We start from the raw sequence: 13,827 nt of genomic DNA, 5'->3' as shown, positions 1-13,827 counted from the left end.
TTAAAGGAGACAAAACAATGATCGGAATACTAGCAGGAATGGGACCAAAATCGACTGGGCCATTCGTCGATACAGTTGTAGCAAAGTGTCAAACAATATACGGAGCAAAACATGATATGGACTTTCCTCATATGATGATCTATTCGTGCCCAACACCGTTTTACATGGATCGCCCTATTGATCACGAAGCGATGAAAAAAGCGATTATTGAAGGAGCACAAAAACTTGAAAGTACTGGCGTAGAATTTATTGCTATGCCGTGCAATACGGCGCATCTTTATTTTGAGGAATTACAACATTCTCTTTCCATTCCGATTTTAAATATCGTCGATGAGACGTTACAAACAATTCCTGAAAATATAAAAAGAGTCACGCTTCTCGCAACAGAAGCGACAATCCAAGCTGGTATTTATCAAGACGGGATTGCAAAGCGTAATATAGAGTACATTCATAACGAACAATGGCAGGAAAGCATTAATCAAATTATTACTTGTATTAAAGGCGGAGAAATTGAAGAAGCCCGCAAATTATGGAGCGCGCTCGTTTTACAATTAAAAGATGAAATAGATACTGCTATCATCGCATGTACTGATTTGAATGTTGTGGCGAGTGAGGATTTTGTGGATTCTGCTCAATGTCTTGCTGAGGGTGTTGTTGAGATGTATGCAAAAAATATAAGGGGGTCCAAATGAATATACCTTTTGAAATGGGATACACATTTGACGAAAACCTTAGAGAAAAACCTATATCCCTTGCTGAAATGAAGCAAGGGATTGCATTTTTGAAAGAACATTTACATGAAGATTCGTTATATGGAAAGAGCTGCGGATTAATCGGCGTTTATGAACGAATCGCTGGCAACCTTTCTGAAAGTAAATATTACTTACAGGAGGCAATTGAATATTACACACAAACGGACAGCATCCAAGGGCTTTTTATTAACAAACTTCGTCTTGCACATACATATCATTGGGAAAGAAAATTTCCTGCTGCAAATGCACTCTTTACCGAACTTCTACAAACACTACCAGACTTACCCGCCTATGAAGACTTCTTCTACCAACATTATGGAAAAAGCAAATTAGATGAAGGTGACTTCCATACTGCCTTATCTTATTTTCAAAAGGCACTTCAAATCAGACTACAAAAAGGAAATGAAGAGCTAATTCATTCAACTAAGCTTTGCATTGCGTATTGTATGTCTTGCCGATAAAATCTGCTCTAAAAACTTTTAACTTTCTTCACAATTCTTTCAAAGTAATCACACTTAATCTCGCTATATTAAATAAGTAGTTATTCATATAGGAAAGGTTAGGGGAACTGAAAGTATGAAAGTAAATCGTTCGCTTCATTACATTTTTTGGCGTTGGCATTTTTATGCTGGGCTTTTTATTACACCGCTTCTTATTACGTTGTCACTGAGCGGAATTGGGTATTTATTTCGGGAAGAAGTTGAAGATTTCATCTATAAAGATTTATATTTTGGGAAGAGCGCCCAAACGGAATCTATTTCGCTGTCTGATTCTATTTCCTTAACAGAGAAAAAATATCCACATTATAGTGTGGCGAAAATTAGTGAGTTTAATGGGGATTATAATACGAGGCTTACTATTGCAAATGAATATACGGGGCAACAAAAATATGTGTATTTAGATAGCAATAATCAAATTATTGGAGATCAAAATGCAAGTGAAACGTTTGCCAATATAATGCGGGAATTACATAGTTCTCTTTTAGTTGGTGGCACTGTCGTCAACTATACTGTAGAGCTTGCGGCATGCTGGACAATCTTTTTAATTGTGACTGGATTGTATATGAGTATACGCCAATTCAAAAACACACCGGCATCCACTAAGCGAGAAAAAGCAAAACGACGTCATTCTATTATCGGTATTATATTTACAATTCCACTCGTTTTGTTAGTCGCATCTGGATTGCCATGGTCAGGATTTATGGGTAACCAAATTTATAAAATCGCATCGTCGAATGAATCGATTGGATATCCAAAGTTGTATATGGCACCGCCTGAATCAAAGGTAAAAGAATTGCCGTGGGCAACAAGAAAAGAAGCTCCTCCTGAATCGAATTCAAATGAGCTAAAAACAATTTCTGTCGATGAATTACAAAAAGGAATTGAAATAAAGAAGCCATACGTTATCTCACTACCAACTGATCCGAAAGGTGTATTCACCGTTTCGAAATCGAGCGGTTCTGGTATTACGGGCATGGATGTGGCACCAAATGAAGAAATAACAGCTTACTTTGATCAATATAGCGGAAAACTCATTTCAAAAACGGACTATCGTGATTATGGATTATTTGCACAATGTTTCACTTACGGTATCCCGCTTCACGAAGGACATTTATTCGGATGGCCAAATAAAATATTATGCTTACTAACGACATTATCTTTATTACTTCTTATTTATTACGGAGCAAAAATGTGGTTTGCAAGAAAGCCGAAAGGAAAATTAGCAGCACCGCCAAAGCAAAGAGATAAGAAAAGCGTACTCGTTTTCTTTATCATGATGGTTATACTAGGCGCTGTCATGCCTTTATTTGGACTATCTGTTTTAGTTATTTTTGCGATTGAACTTCTTATATATGTATTTGCAAAAATACGATCATAAATAAAAAAGCATTTGTACTCTCGTGTACAAATGCTTTTTTATTTACTATTCGTTTGTTTTTTTCTACTATTCATTAAGAACACGATATCTAAAATAATAATTGTGCCAATTATTACTTGCGACACATAATCCATCATAGTAGGACCACTTGGCCTATTCATCATCATATACATTCCAGTTACAAATGAAATGGAAAGTAGCATGAGTAACGTTACTTCAATATTTTCATATAGCTTTTGAAACAATCGCTTCATTTCCACCACCAACCTTTACCATATTATAACAAAAACCACTCTACATGAGTGGTTTTATTCATCACTGCGCCATTTTCTTTCGGTACATCTTCCCGTTCCAATAGAAGAATCGTGAAGTAAGCCCTCCGTATTTTACAATGCGCCGTGCCATTTTGTGCATATTCTTTTGTGCTGATACTTTTTGATCTGATAAATAAATACCAAGTAACCCTCGGCTTATGAGACGATGAAACTTCGCATGAGGTAAATCACCAATGCTCTTCTCTGCTTCTTCTACAAAATGTTTCATACGATCTAATATCGCTTGCTCATTTTCATAATAACTACAGAAATTCAAATCCCCGCCTATACGGTCTTCTTCTTGATCGATGAAATAATCAAGTAAAATGTGAAGTCCTTGTACGTATGGGAAGTATCCTTGTCTAATTTTCGCAATATCTTCATCATGTAATTCATCATGAAATGCATATGCGACAAGACAGAAGATTCCAAGTGTAGAACCGGCACATGCTGAAAATTCAAACCAGCTCATTTCAGGTAAATTTTCTTTATGTGCTTCAAACCATTTTTGTAAGCGTGGTTCTCTTTCTTCTAACTTCACGTGTTTATGAATTTGCAAATCACAATAATAACAAGCAAGTTCATGAAGAACAGGAGCAATTTTGTCATAGTGCTTCGTTTTCTTTAAAACATCTTGGCATGTTTCAACAAGTTCATCTAAATAACCACCATCGTCTTGGTCATCACGATAGCGATAATAATTACCGCCACCTTCTACTTCAGGTGATAATGCCATTAACATAGATTCATGCAGTGCGGCAAAATCATTCGGATCAAGTGATGTACTGCGGTCACATAAATTATCTAAATAATCGCTGATTGTTTGATACGCTACGATAAAACGAATGCATTCCTCTCGGTGCTCATTTGCTAGCAGTGCTAAAATACCACCGCCTTCGCAATGAAACGTTTTATTCTCAATACTTGCGATTGCCTGACTATGAAGCTCATCATTCGGAATATGGTAGGCACGCTCTTTCCACACCGCTAGCTCATGGTGTACTACCGGAAACACATCACGGTATACTTTCGCCATGAGCGTTATGGGATTACTCGGTACGTTCACTTCTTCCTTCATCTCCTCTATTCAATGTACAAATAATTTACTTATTTGTTTCTATTATGTTATTGATGCGTATTTCAGTAAATGACTGAATATAATTCAAAATTTCATCACGCTCATACTCATTTAATAACTCGTGATAACAATTCGGCCATTCTTTAAAAGCCTTATCACTTATTTTAACATTATCAAACCACATGCGGACACGTGTTTTATCTACAAGTTTATCCTCACACGCCTGCATTAGCAAGAGCGGAACATCTGGAAAATCATCTATTTTTTTATGAGCAATTTCGATAGACTTAATCAATTCACTATACCAACGTACTGATACTTTGCGCAAGAACAATGAATCATTCTCCATCGCGTCCCTAACTTCATGATTACGAGTGGACATTTCCACTGTAAGATTCGTTGCAAATTGCAATTTTGGAGCAATAATATTTAATATTTTTGAGGCAGCTTGAAGTGGTGCTGAAGGTCCAGCTACTAAGCCTAAACATGGCGAACTTAAAATAATGCCGTCTACATCTTCTCTCTTCGTTTCTTGCATCATACGAATGACAATAAGACCACCCATACTATGACCAAATATAAAAATAGGTAACCTATACTTTCTTGCCTCTTTCACCCATAATTTAACTTCCTCTATGTATTCATCAAATGAATCAATATGTCCTCTATTTCTTGAAGTCGTTCCGTGTGACGGAAGGTCCCCCATCACGACGTGATAGCCGATATGATTCCACATTTCCGCAACGACTTCATAACGTCCGTGATATTCCATTGCGCCGTGTACGATAACAACGACAGCTTTCGCTTCCTCTGCTTCATAATTCCACATACGGACCTCCTCCATTTCACTCTTTCTCATAATTTGATACACTGAAACTAGTCTCTAGGAAAGGAAGACTTTACATGATATATCCTTACAAAGAAAAAAATCCGAAAATTGCGAGTAGTGCTTTTATCGCTGATTATGTTACGATTACAGGCGACGTTTCCATTGGTGAAGAATCAAGTATTTGGTTTAATACAGTCATACGCGGTGATGTTTCACCAACAATCATTGGAAACCGGGTAAATGTACAAGACCAATGTACACTTCACCAAAGCCCACAGTATCCTCTTATTTTAGAAGACGACGTAACCATTGGGCATCAAGTTATTTTACATAGCTGTCATATTAAAAAAGATGCTTTAATTGGAATGGGATCTATTATATTAGATGGTGCTGAAATTGGTGAAGGAGCCTTTATCGGTGCTGGAAGCCTCGTTTCACAAGGAAAGAAAATCCCGCCAAACACATTAGCATTCGGTCGACCAGCTAAAGTCGTTCGTGAGTTAACAGAGGAAGACCGTAAAGACATGGAGCGAATTCGCACACAATATGTTGAAAAAGGTCAATACTATAAATCATTACAGAAATAAATTTCCGCTGCCATAAGATTGGCAGCTTTTTTGATGAAAACTAACTTTTTCTTTACAAAACATTATTACTCCCTCAATAAAATCTTATTAAAATAAAAGCTAATATCTCCATATATATGTAAACGAGGGAGGAGAATTTTCATGAAGGTCAGTGGACTATATAAAATAGAATGTTACATTTTCAAAGGAATTAACCGATACTTTGATCAAAAAACATTAAATATCTTTTTCAGCAATATTACTCATATAGGTGGTGCTACTTTCTCAATCGCACTCACACTTTTCTTTTTAATTTTTGCAAAAGGGACTTTGCATCAAGCTGCAATCGCAACTGCTATTTCTTTAGCAATTAGCCATGTTCCTGTACAAATATTAAAAAGATGGTATCCGCGAAAACGCCCTTATTTAACAATTCAGGATGCGAAATATCCAGTCCATCCATTAAAAGACCACTCTTTCCCGTCTGGTCATACAACAGCCGTTTTCTCTGTCCTTATTCCATTTATTTGCTATAATCCAAGCATATTTGCTTTTCTATTACCGTTAGCATTATGCGTTGGTATTTCTCGCATTTATTTAGGGCTTCACTATCCGTCTGATGTATTCGTCGGTATGTGCCTCGGCACTTGCTCTGGCATCATCTCTTTTTATCAATTCATCCCACTTTTCACATAAAGGAGTGATATGATGAGAGTCGCCATTTTTACCGATACTTTTACGCCACAAGTTAACGGAGTTGCGAAAACATTAGAACGATTAACACGTTATTTTCAGAAAGAAAAGATCGCCTATTCTGTTTTCGCTCCTCAGCATACAGCTGAAGATAATTTCGTGGCTAATGTGAACAAGATGAGAAGTATCCCGTTAACAATATTATATCCAGAATGTCGCTTTTCTTTTCCTACTCCGCGCATTAAACGAGAACTTCTTTCCTTTAAGCCTGACATTATTCACATTGCCACACCTTTCAACATGGGACTTTGTGGATTGTATTATGCAAAAAAGTTAAACATCCCAGTTGTCGGTTCTTATCATACTGATTTCGATGCTTATTTACGCTATTACAAAATCGAATTTCTCTCTAATATGCTTTGGAACTATTTAAAATGGTTTCATAGTCATATGCAAAAAAATTTCGTTCCTTCCTTTGAAACGTTACACCAACTAAAAAACAAAGGCTTTCAGGCCCTCTCCATATGGGGACGCGGTGTAGATTGCACACTCTTTCATCCATCTTACAATACAGACCTATTCCGAAAAAAATATAATATTACAGCGAAGTATGTCCTTTCCTATGTTGGACGGCTTGCCCCTGAAAAAGATATTGATACGTTACAACACCTTATCGCGAAAACAGCGCATACTCGAAACGATATTCATTGGCTCATTATAGGAGACGGTCCTCTAGCAATAAATTTACGTGAAGCTGTTCCGAATACAAATGTCACTTTTACTGGATATTTACAAGGTAAGGATTTAGCTGAAGCATATGCTTGTTCTAACATCATGGTATTTCCATCCGCTACTGAAACGTTCGGAAATGTCGTACTCGAATCACTTGCATGCGGTACACCTGTCATCGGTGCAAATAGTGGCGGGGTTAAAAATATTATTACGGATGGACAGACAGGAGTTCTTTGCCCGCCCAAACATGCGGATTCATTTCTATCATCCATCCATTCTTTATTGCGAAATGAAGAGCAACTTATGCAAATGAGCATAGCGGCTTCATCTTATGCTAAAACAAAAAGCTGGGATGAGATTTTCCGTGGGTTACTTGCCCAATACGAAACCGTCCTTCAGAACACCGCATCCGAATTACTCGCTTAAACAGAAGAACTCCCTTCAACTAGACGAAGGGAGTTTATTACACAATTATAAATTTTAGTTTCATAAATGATACATAAGGTTAAATATTGTTTTATTTCTATATTCATTATATCAAAAATAAACATAACTAAACAGACTTGTAATAAAAACCCATAAAAATTAATATATGGTTATACAGTGTTTTAACTAACTGTATATTGATTTTAAGAATTCCCCTTAAAATCAACTTACTCACATACCTTTATACAGTAATTGTTCCCCAATTTCTGTATATCAAAAAACCTTTCATTCATTTGAAAGGTTTTTTTGAGCCTGCACATATTCTTCTTTCGTATTCACATTTATAAACCAATCCGCATTCGCTTGTACATCTTCTCCAGCAACATACTTTACATTACATTGTAATAAAAGCTGGCCCACACTTCTTTTTTCTTCCTGAAGCAAAGCATAAATCTTTTCTTTCATACGGTTATGATACGCTGCAAGTAACGGTTGTTTTCTTCCATTAATAATAGGTACAACCGCATCATATTCATTACTCGTTTGCTCTAGCAAAATGGTAAACCATTCGCGCGAAACATTTGGCGCATCGCAAGGCATAATAGCGTACCAATCTGCTTCTATATATTCCATACCTGATACAATGCCGGCAAGTGGTCCATTTCCTTTATAATGCGGAATATCTTCTATAACAGGAACTTGTACGAGTTGCTCTACTCGCTCTTTTATATCAGTATGGCTAATTACTACAATGTCTTGCAAAGTATTTCCCATCACTTTCACAATATGCTCAACAAAAGTAGTTCCCTTCCAAATTGCTAACGCTTTCGGCTCACCGAATCGACTCGATATACCGCCTGCTAATACAATTCCAGCATACTTACTCATTGGCGATGCAGCTCAAATGTAATATGACCTAATTCCGGTAAAATCAATTTATTCATCGCAAGGCGAACTGCTCCGCTCGATCCTGGCATCGAGAAAACTACTTTGCGCCCAATTGTACCACCAATCGCTCTACTTAACATTGCGCTGCTTCCGATATCTTCTAAATAGCTAATCATGCGGAACAACTCACCAAACCCGACAATTTCTTTATGTAATAACGCTGATACTGCTTCAATCGTCACATCACGCTTCGTAATACCAGTTCCGCCATTTGTTAACACGACATCAACATCTTCTCTATGATAACCAGCTAACACTGCTTGCTGAATACTTTCTTTATCATCTTTTACAATTTCATAAGAGGTCACTGTATGCCCTGCCTCTTTTAACAATTCATGTAATAGTTGTCCGCTCTTATCTGTCTCTTTTGTACGTGTATCGGAAATCGTCACAATCTTACAACGCACTTCTTTTGGTGCTTGTTTTTTATGTTCATTAACACTCATTTTTCATCTTTCCTTTCATTTTATTGTAAAATTATGTATGAAGCGAAGAATTCAACATGATACAATATAAGTATGTTTATCCATATAAAGGAGCTTTACATGATTCAAAATATGAAACGGTCCGTACCCATTATACCATTCCTAATTATATTATCCCTTTTTCAATGTATCGCTTACGGGTTCGATATTAACTTTTTAAAATTATATGTAATTATGCCTGATGGTGGTATTCGTTACTATTTGACTAGCACATTAATTCCTCTTGCACTTGCCTAGATAGTAGATTTTATTTTTAAACGTTCTACCTTTAAATAAGGAGGTCTACTTACTATGGAACTTTATAAAAAACTAACAACAACATTCATCCTCTTATTCATCGCTTCCATTACTGTCGGATTTTCTCTAAAAGGCGCAATTCCATACGCTACATTAGTAAGCATTATATTCGCAACACTATTTTTACTAAGCAGTGCCTTTTGCGCAGGTAAAGCACGCCACATGAAAGGTTGATTACATATGTTCCAGAAGAAACCAATCCTTTGCAAATCATGTGAAAAAGAAATACAAACGTATGAAAAGGCATGGATTCATATGCCTTTTCCGGCAAGTGGCATGACGAATATGAAAAAGTATATTGAGCTAGACGGCGAAGTGTATTGTAACTCATGCATTCAAATTGTAAGTAAAACAAAATAAAAAAAGCTTTGCGCTCACGGCGCAAAGCTTTTTTTCATATATTATAGACCAGCTTGCTCTTTTAAAGCTGCAGCTTTGTCTGTACGTTCCCATGTTAGGTCTACATCAGTACGTCCGAAGTGGCCGTAAGCTGCTGTTTGTTTATAAATTGGGCGACGTAAGTCTAGCATTTTAATAATACCAGCTGGGCGAAGATCGAAGTTGTTACGAACTAGTTCTACTAGTACGTCTTCAGATACTTTACCAGTCCCGAATGTATCAACTGAAATTGATACTGGTTGTGCTACACCAATTGCGTATGCAAGTTGTACTTCTGCTTTGTCAGCAAGACCAGCTGCTACGATGTTTTTCGCAACATAACGAGCTGCATATGCTGCAGAACGGTCAACTTTCGTTGCATCTTTACCAGAGAATGCACCGCCACCGTGGCGAGCGTATCCACCGTAAGTATCAACGATGATTTTACGTCCTGTTAAACCAGCATCACCTTGTGGTCCACCAATTACGAAGCGGCCAGTTGGGTTAATGAAGAATTTCGTTTCTCCATCCATTAATTCTGCTGGAACTACAGCTTTAATTACATGCTCTTTTAAATCGCGATCGATTTCTTCCCATGTAACATCTGGATGATGCTGTGTAGAAATTACGATTGTATCTACACGTACAGGTTTACCATTTTCATCATACTCAACTGTAACTTGCGTTTTTCCATCCGGACGTAAGTATGATAATGTGTCATCTTTACGTACTTCAGTTAAACGGCGAGCTAATTTGTGAGCAAGCGAGATTGGAAGTGGCATTAATTCTTGTGTTTCATTACATGCGAAGCCAAACATTAAACCTTGGTCTCCCGCACCAATTGCCTCAATCTCAGCGTCAGTCATTAGACCTTCGCGTGCTTCTAGCGCTTGGTCAACACCCATAGCGATGTCAGCAGATTGCTCATCGATAGATGTTAAAACTGCACAAGTTTCTGCATCGAATCCGTATTTTGCGCGTGTGTAACCAATGCCTTGAATTGTTTCACGAACGATTTTTGGAATATCTACGTAAGTAGAAGTCGTAATTTCCCCCGCTACCAATACTAAACCAGTTGTTACAGTTGTTTCACAAGCTACACGTGCATTTGCGTCCTTTGATAAGATCGCATCTAAAATTGAATCAGAAATTTGGTCACAAATTTTATCTGGATGTCCTTCAGTTACAGACTCAGATGTGAACAGATGACGTTTTTTTGTCATGTGGTAAACCTCCCTACAGTAATTGTATATATTGTACGGAACTCATCCTTAATTTGCCACAAACTGCGACATACATTTATTCTCCCACACAAGCATACAGAAAAACCTTTCCTACTTTGCATAGAGGAAAGGTTTAATTTGCTACTTGCATACTGCTTTTTGCCCTTTGCTCTTATCGTTCGAGACCGTTAGCCTCGCACAGGTTTTAGCACCTATTCACCTGTATTTACCACTACAAGTGAGGTTGCTGGGCTTCATCGGGCCTGTCCCTCCGCCAGCTCGGGATAAGAGAGTATCCGTCCCAACCTATACTAAAGAAATGATATTCATTTGTCAATTAATATTCACATTTTCCTGAAAGTTTTTCTCAATACGCCTGGAATGAAATATTAATAAGGAAATAATACATTCACACAAACAAAAAGAAATAAATAGTATACATTATTTATATAATTGTGTTATACTATTGTTGGGGATTACGAGAAATATTTCATTAAATGAAAAGGATGGTATATAAATATGAGTACTGTGAATGTCCAAATTGGTTTACACGAATTATTGAACGGAAGCAATGCACAGATTCAACTAAGTGTTCCGCAATTAGTGGAAAAAGTATTAATGCGAAATGAAGGGAAATTAACTTCTACTGGTGCCGTTTCTGCTTCAACAGGAAAATATACAGGACGTTCTCCTAAAGATAAATTTATTGTGAAAGAAGCATCGGTTGCTGACAAAATTGCTTGGGGAGCAGTGAATCAACCGATTTCTGAAGAACATTTTAATAAATTATACACTAAAGTTTTAGAATACTTAAAAGAAAAAGAAGAGTTATTCATCTTCAATGGATTTGCAGGCGCTGACCGCAATTACCGCCTACCAATTCAAGTTATTAACGAATATGCATGGCACAATTTATTTGTACATCAATTATTCATTCGTCCAACTGAAGAAGAATTAACAACTCATGAATCAGAGTTCACAATTGTTTCTGCACCGAATTTCAAAGCTGATCCAGCTGTTGACGGTACAAACTCTGAAGCATTCATTATGGTTTCATTCGAAAAACGTATCGTACTAATTGGTGGTACAGAATACGCTGGAGAAATGAAAAAATCAATCTTCTCTATTATGAACTTCTTACTACCTGAACAAGATATTCTTTCTATGCACTGCTCTGCAAACGTAGGTGAAGAAGGCGACGTAGCACTATTCTTCGGTTTATCTGGAACAGGTAAAACAACATTATCTGCTGATCCACACCGTAAATTAATCGGTGATGATGAGCATGGTTGGTCTGATAACGGTGTATTCAATATTGAAGGCGGTTGCTACGCAAAATGTGTAAACCTTTCTCACGAGAAAGAACCACAAATTTTCGATGCAATCAAATTTGGATCTGTTTTAGAAAACGTTATCATTAATAACCAAACGCGTATCGCAGACTATAACGATACTACTTTAACAGAAAATACTCGTGCTGCATACCCTATGCATGCGATTGACAATATCGTACTGCCAAGTGTTGCTGGACACCCAAATACAATCATTTTCTTAACGGCTGATGCATCTGGCGTATTGCCTCCAATCAGTAAGTTATCAAAAGAACAAGCTATGTACCATTTCTTAAGTGGCTACACTAGTAAACTAGCAGGAACAGAGCGCGGCGTTACATCTCCGCAAGCAACATTCTCAACTTGCTTCGGTTCACCATTCTTACCACTTGATGCATCTCGCTATGCTGAAATGCTTGGTGAAAAAATCGAGAAACACGATGCGAAAGTATTCTTAGTAAACACTGGCTGGACTGGTGGCGAATACGGCATTGGTAAACGTATGAACTTAGGTTACACTCGTGCAATGATTCAAGCAGCATTAAGCGGCGAACTTGCGAAAACTGAAACAGCTAAACATGACATCTTCGGTCTTGAAGTTCCACTTCACGTACCAGGTGTACCTGACGAAGTGTTAATGCCTGAACAAACTTGGGCTGATAAAGCTGCTTATAAAGAGAAAGCAATCGAGCTTGCGAGCGAATTCAAAGAGAACTTCAAAAAGTTCGACAGCGTTTCTGAAGATATTATTAACTTAGGCGGTCCAATCGCTTAAGTACAAACTTTCTGTTGGAATACCCCTTTTACTCATATGAATAAGTGTCGTGTAACCGTAAAGTTCCGTGTACTCACCGACAAAACCCAATGCGGCTTAACGGTTATACACACTTACATAAAAAAGAAGCTTACGTTTTTAACGTAAGCTTCTTTCTATATCTTATCTCTCCATCTATGACTTAGTTCATAAAATTACATACCAACATCCTAATTTTGCTGAAAATTCATTTTATAATCATTCGTTTTGAGTTTTTTATGATACAATTTACATATACAGGAAAGGATGAGGGCTATGAAAAATTTTTCTCGTACAGGAAAAATTTTATTCAGTTATGGAGCGATCCAAATGTTTTGGGGACTTGTGACGCTTAACGTTAATTTATTTGAGCATACAAATGAAACGATAAAATATATTATTCTAATTACCGGAATAATTTGTTGTATTATATCCACCTTTTTTAAAGAACATAAGAGTCATACTAATACGTGATTTCATGTTAGCTTATAGGAAGCCGAAACCTGTATTTTATGCAAAATTATGCTTCCTATTGTAACTCCCCCTCGCCGGATCCTCTATTCCATCTAAAAAGAGGCTTTTTATCTTTTTAGCCTTTTGTTAATTCTTCCTCATCTTTCATACTATAGTAGCCTAAATTCACAACGATTAAGAAATAACCACCCAGAATCCCTACTGCAAATGCCCACATAACCATGTGGTGCTCAATTTCGTACATAATAACAGCGCCCAAAATGGCAGCTGCAAAACGATTAAACATACCGAGCGTCGGTGCTTTCGTTTTCTTTACGATACTATCTCCAAGCTTCTCAATTCGTCTCCCTAAAAGCCAAACACAATACATACTTACGATAAGTCCAATTCCAGCACCTAGAAAATGAGCTGAAAACGGTGTTAACATCCATCCTAGCAAAAGAAAACCTAGTAAATAATACGATTGAATTTTAAATGATCTTAATGACATACTAATCATGCTGTTCTCCTCTTCAGTAATTTTTATCTATCCAACAAAAGCTGTATAACTCATTTCTTTCGAGTTCATACTACTTAAAATTCATTTCACTCAAATTAAAAACAACATAAACATTATGTTTATGTTGTTTG

At 37.0% G+C, this 13,827-nt stretch carries 18 protein-coding genes and 1 riboswitch; of the genes, 11 read left to right on the top strand and 7 right to left on the bottom strand.

The window, feature by feature from the left end:
• Window positions 1-17 precede the first annotated feature (17 nt).
• From AC1Q8N_RS07610 to AC1Q8N_RS07600, 3 genes are all read left to right on the top strand, one after another.
• Complete coding sequence (locus AC1Q8N_RS07610; RefSeq protein ID WP_048540814.1) at window positions 18-692, top strand: aspartate/glutamate racemase family protein; 675 nt, start codon at window positions 18-20, stop codon at window positions 690-692.
• A complete protein-coding gene (locus AC1Q8N_RS07605) occupies window positions 689-1,213 on the top strand; it encodes a tetratricopeptide repeat protein (protein WP_048540816.1) in 525 nt (174 codons plus the stop codon). The genes AC1Q8N_RS07610 and AC1Q8N_RS07605 overlap by 4 nt, the downstream gene beginning before the upstream one ends.
• A 115-nt stretch (window positions 1,214-1,328) precedes the next feature.
• The gene (locus AC1Q8N_RS07600; RefSeq protein WP_493521154.1) at window positions 1,329-2,630 is read left to right on the top strand and encodes a PepSY-associated TM helix domain-containing protein; all 1,302 of its coding nucleotides are present in this window, start codon (window positions 1,329-1,331) and stop codon (window positions 2,628-2,630) included.
• 38 nt (window positions 2,631-2,668) lie between these two features.
• Here AC1Q8N_RS07600 and AC1Q8N_RS07595 read toward each other — a convergent pair whose 3' ends face one another.
• The 3 genes from AC1Q8N_RS07595 to AC1Q8N_RS07585 all read right to left on the bottom strand — a co-directional run bounded on the left by AC1Q8N_RS07595 (window position 2,669) and on the right by AC1Q8N_RS07585 (window position 4,851).
• Window positions 2,669-2,884, bottom strand: a complete 216-nt coding sequence (locus AC1Q8N_RS07595) for a hypothetical protein (protein ID WP_098642342.1) — start codon at window positions 2,882-2,884, stop codon at window positions 2,669-2,671.
• A gap of 61 nt (window positions 2,885-2,945) precedes the next feature.
• Entirely contained in the window at window positions 2,946-4,010 is a 1,065-nt protein-coding gene (locus tag AC1Q8N_RS07590) for a tetraprenyl-beta-curcumene synthase family protein (RefSeq protein ID WP_048540822.1), read from the bottom strand.
• Between the two features lie 37 nt (window positions 4,011-4,047).
• Window positions 4,048-4,851, bottom strand: coding sequence for an alpha/beta hydrolase (locus AC1Q8N_RS07585; RefSeq protein ID WP_493521153.1), 804 nt, complete (start codon window positions 4,849-4,851; stop codon window positions 4,048-4,050).
• A 74-nt stretch (window positions 4,852-4,925) separates the two neighbouring features.
• Here AC1Q8N_RS07585 and AC1Q8N_RS07580 point away from each other — a divergent pair, with 74 nt between their 5' ends.
• The 3 genes from AC1Q8N_RS07580 to AC1Q8N_RS07570 all read left to right on the top strand — a co-directional run bounded on the left by AC1Q8N_RS07580 (window position 4,926) and on the right by AC1Q8N_RS07570 (window position 7,268).
• A complete protein-coding gene (locus tag AC1Q8N_RS07580; RefSeq protein WP_000640204.1) occupies window positions 4,926-5,438 on the top strand; it encodes a gamma carbonic anhydrase in 513 nt (170 codons plus the stop codon).
• 141 nt (window positions 5,439-5,579) lie between these two features.
• A complete protein-coding gene (locus tag AC1Q8N_RS07575; RefSeq protein WP_098047256.1) occupies window positions 5,580-6,113 on the top strand; it encodes a phosphatase PAP2 family protein in 534 nt (177 codons plus the stop codon).
• A gap of 12 nt (window positions 6,114-6,125) precedes the next feature.
• Window positions 6,126-7,268, top strand: a complete 1,143-nt coding sequence (locus AC1Q8N_RS07570; protein WP_098047255.1) for a glycosyltransferase family 4 protein — start codon at window positions 6,126-6,128, stop codon at window positions 7,266-7,268.
• Between the two features lie 285 nt (window positions 7,269-7,553).
• On the opposite strand, the gene AC1Q8N_RS07565 is transcribed toward AC1Q8N_RS07570, so the two are convergent.
• Together AC1Q8N_RS07565 and AC1Q8N_RS07560 are read right to left on the bottom strand one after the other, a co-directional pair.
• Complete coding sequence (locus AC1Q8N_RS07565) at window positions 7,554-8,156, bottom strand: molybdenum cofactor guanylyltransferase (RefSeq protein ID WP_048540827.1); 603 nt, start codon at window positions 8,154-8,156, stop codon at window positions 7,554-7,556.
• Window positions 8,153-8,662, bottom strand: coding sequence for a MogA/MoaB family molybdenum cofactor biosynthesis protein (locus AC1Q8N_RS07560; protein ID WP_098047254.1), 510 nt, complete (start codon window positions 8,660-8,662; stop codon window positions 8,153-8,155). The genes AC1Q8N_RS07565 and AC1Q8N_RS07560 overlap by 4 nt, the downstream gene beginning before the upstream one ends.
• Before the next feature lie 99 nt (window positions 8,663-8,761).
• Between AC1Q8N_RS07560 and AC1Q8N_RS07555 the strand changes: the two genes are divergently transcribed.
• Genes AC1Q8N_RS07555 through AC1Q8N_RS07545 form a run of 3 tightly spaced genes read left to right on the top strand, consistent with a single transcriptional unit; the run spans window position 8,762 to window position 9,358 of the window.
• Window positions 8,762-8,938: a hypothetical protein gene (locus AC1Q8N_RS07555; RefSeq protein ID WP_176519546.1), complete on the top strand. Its 177-nt coding sequence runs from the start codon at window positions 8,762-8,764 to the stop codon at window positions 8,936-8,938.
• 54 nt (window positions 8,939-8,992) lie between these two features.
• Complete coding sequence (locus AC1Q8N_RS07550) at window positions 8,993-9,172, top strand: hypothetical protein (RefSeq protein WP_048540832.1); 180 nt, start codon at window positions 8,993-8,995, stop codon at window positions 9,170-9,172.
• Between the two features lie 6 nt (window positions 9,173-9,178).
• A complete protein-coding gene (locus tag AC1Q8N_RS07545) occupies window positions 9,179-9,358 on the top strand; it encodes a hypothetical protein (RefSeq protein ID WP_098075997.1) in 180 nt (59 codons plus the stop codon).
• Between the two features lie 41 nt (window positions 9,359-9,399).
• On the opposite strand, the gene metK is transcribed toward AC1Q8N_RS07545, so the two are convergent.
• Window positions 9,400-10,599, bottom strand: coding sequence for a methionine adenosyltransferase (gene metK / locus AC1Q8N_RS07540; RefSeq protein WP_000163113.1), 1,200 nt, complete (start codon window positions 10,597-10,599; stop codon window positions 9,400-9,402).
• 169 nt (window positions 10,600-10,768) lie between these two features.
• Window positions 10,769-10,890: riboswitch (SAM riboswitch) on the bottom strand.
• A 228-nt stretch (window positions 10,891-11,118) separates the two neighbouring features.
• Here metK and pckA point away from each other — a divergent pair.
• Together pckA and AC1Q8N_RS07530 are read left to right on the top strand one after the other, a co-directional pair.
• Complete coding sequence (gene pckA, locus AC1Q8N_RS07535; RefSeq protein WP_048540837.1) at window positions 11,119-12,705, top strand: phosphoenolpyruvate carboxykinase (ATP); 1,587 nt, start codon at window positions 11,119-11,121, stop codon at window positions 12,703-12,705.
• Window positions 12,706-12,999: 294 nt separating this feature from the next.
• Window positions 13,000-13,197 carry a hypothetical protein gene (locus AC1Q8N_RS07530; protein WP_098642341.1) on the top strand — a complete coding sequence of 66 codons (198 nt, stop codon included), beginning with the start codon at window positions 13,000-13,002 and terminating at the stop codon, window positions 13,195-13,197.
• A 115-nt stretch (window positions 13,198-13,312) separates the two neighbouring features.
• Here the strand turns inward: AC1Q8N_RS07530 and AC1Q8N_RS07525 are convergent, their stop codons facing one another.
• The gene (locus tag AC1Q8N_RS07525) at window positions 13,313-13,696 is read right to left on the bottom strand and encodes an ATP synthase subunit I (protein WP_060486665.1); all 384 of its coding nucleotides are present in this window, start codon (window positions 13,694-13,696) and stop codon (window positions 13,313-13,315) included.
• Between the last annotated feature and the right edge of the window lie 131 nt (window positions 13,697-13,827).

It is taken from the genome of Bacillus sp. GW823-FHT06B01 (assembly GCF_058952315.1).
This window is presented reverse-complemented; position numbering and strand designations above follow the sequence as displayed.

Excerpts from the sequence above, each read along its gene's own strand:
- AC1Q8N_RS07610 (WP_048540814.1), top strand. The coding sequence starts at position 18 with ATGATCGGAATACTAGCAGGAATGGGACCAAAATCGACTGGGCCATTC.
- AC1Q8N_RS07605 (WP_048540816.1), top strand. The coding sequence starts at position 689 with ATGAATATACCTTTTGAAATGGGATACACATTTGACGAAAACCTTAGA.
- AC1Q8N_RS07600 (WP_493521154.1), top strand. The coding sequence starts at position 1,329 with ATGAAAGTAAATCGTTCGCTTCATTACATTTTTTGGCGTTGGCATTTT.
- AC1Q8N_RS07595 (WP_098642342.1), bottom strand. The coding sequence starts at position 2,884 with ATGAAGCGATTGTTTCAAAAGCTATATGAAAATATTGAAGTAACGTTA.
- AC1Q8N_RS07585 (WP_493521153.1), bottom strand. The coding sequence starts at position 4,851 with ATGTGGAATTATGAAGCAGAGGAAGCGAAAGCTGTCGTTGTTATCGTA.
- AC1Q8N_RS07580 (WP_000640204.1), top strand. The coding sequence starts at position 4,926 with ATGATATATCCTTACAAAGAAAAAAATCCGAAAATTGCGAGTAGTGCT.
- AC1Q8N_RS07575 (WP_098047256.1), top strand. The coding sequence starts at position 5,580 with ATGAAGGTCAGTGGACTATATAAAATAGAATGTTACATTTTCAAAGGA.
- AC1Q8N_RS07570 (WP_098047255.1), top strand. The coding sequence starts at position 6,126 with ATGAGAGTCGCCATTTTTACCGATACTTTTACGCCACAAGTTAACGGA.
- AC1Q8N_RS07565 (WP_048540827.1), bottom strand. The coding sequence starts at position 8,156 with ATGAGTAAGTATGCTGGAATTGTATTAGCAGGCGGTATATCGAGTCGA.
- AC1Q8N_RS07560 (WP_098047254.1), bottom strand. The coding sequence starts at position 8,662 with ATGAGTGTTAATGAACATAAAAAACAAGCACCAAAAGAAGTGCGTTGT.
- AC1Q8N_RS07555 (WP_176519546.1), top strand. The coding sequence starts at position 8,762 with ATGATTCAAAATATGAAACGGTCCGTACCCATTATACCATTCCTAATT.
- AC1Q8N_RS07550 (WP_048540832.1), top strand. The coding sequence starts at position 8,993 with ATGGAACTTTATAAAAAACTAACAACAACATTCATCCTCTTATTCATC.
- AC1Q8N_RS07545 (WP_098075997.1), top strand. The coding sequence starts at position 9,179 with ATGTTCCAGAAGAAACCAATCCTTTGCAAATCATGTGAAAAAGAAATA.
- metK (WP_000163113.1), bottom strand. The coding sequence starts at position 10,599 with ATGACAAAAAAACGTCATCTGTTCACATCTGAGTCTGTAACTGAAGGA.
- pckA (WP_048540837.1), top strand. The coding sequence starts at position 11,119 with ATGAGTACTGTGAATGTCCAAATTGGTTTACACGAATTATTGAACGGA.
- AC1Q8N_RS07530 (WP_098642341.1), top strand. The coding sequence starts at position 13,000 with ATGAAAAATTTTTCTCGTACAGGAAAAATTTTATTCAGTTATGGAGCG.
- AC1Q8N_RS07525 (WP_060486665.1), bottom strand. The coding sequence starts at position 13,696 with ATGATTAGTATGTCATTAAGATCATTTAAAATTCAATCGTATTATTTA.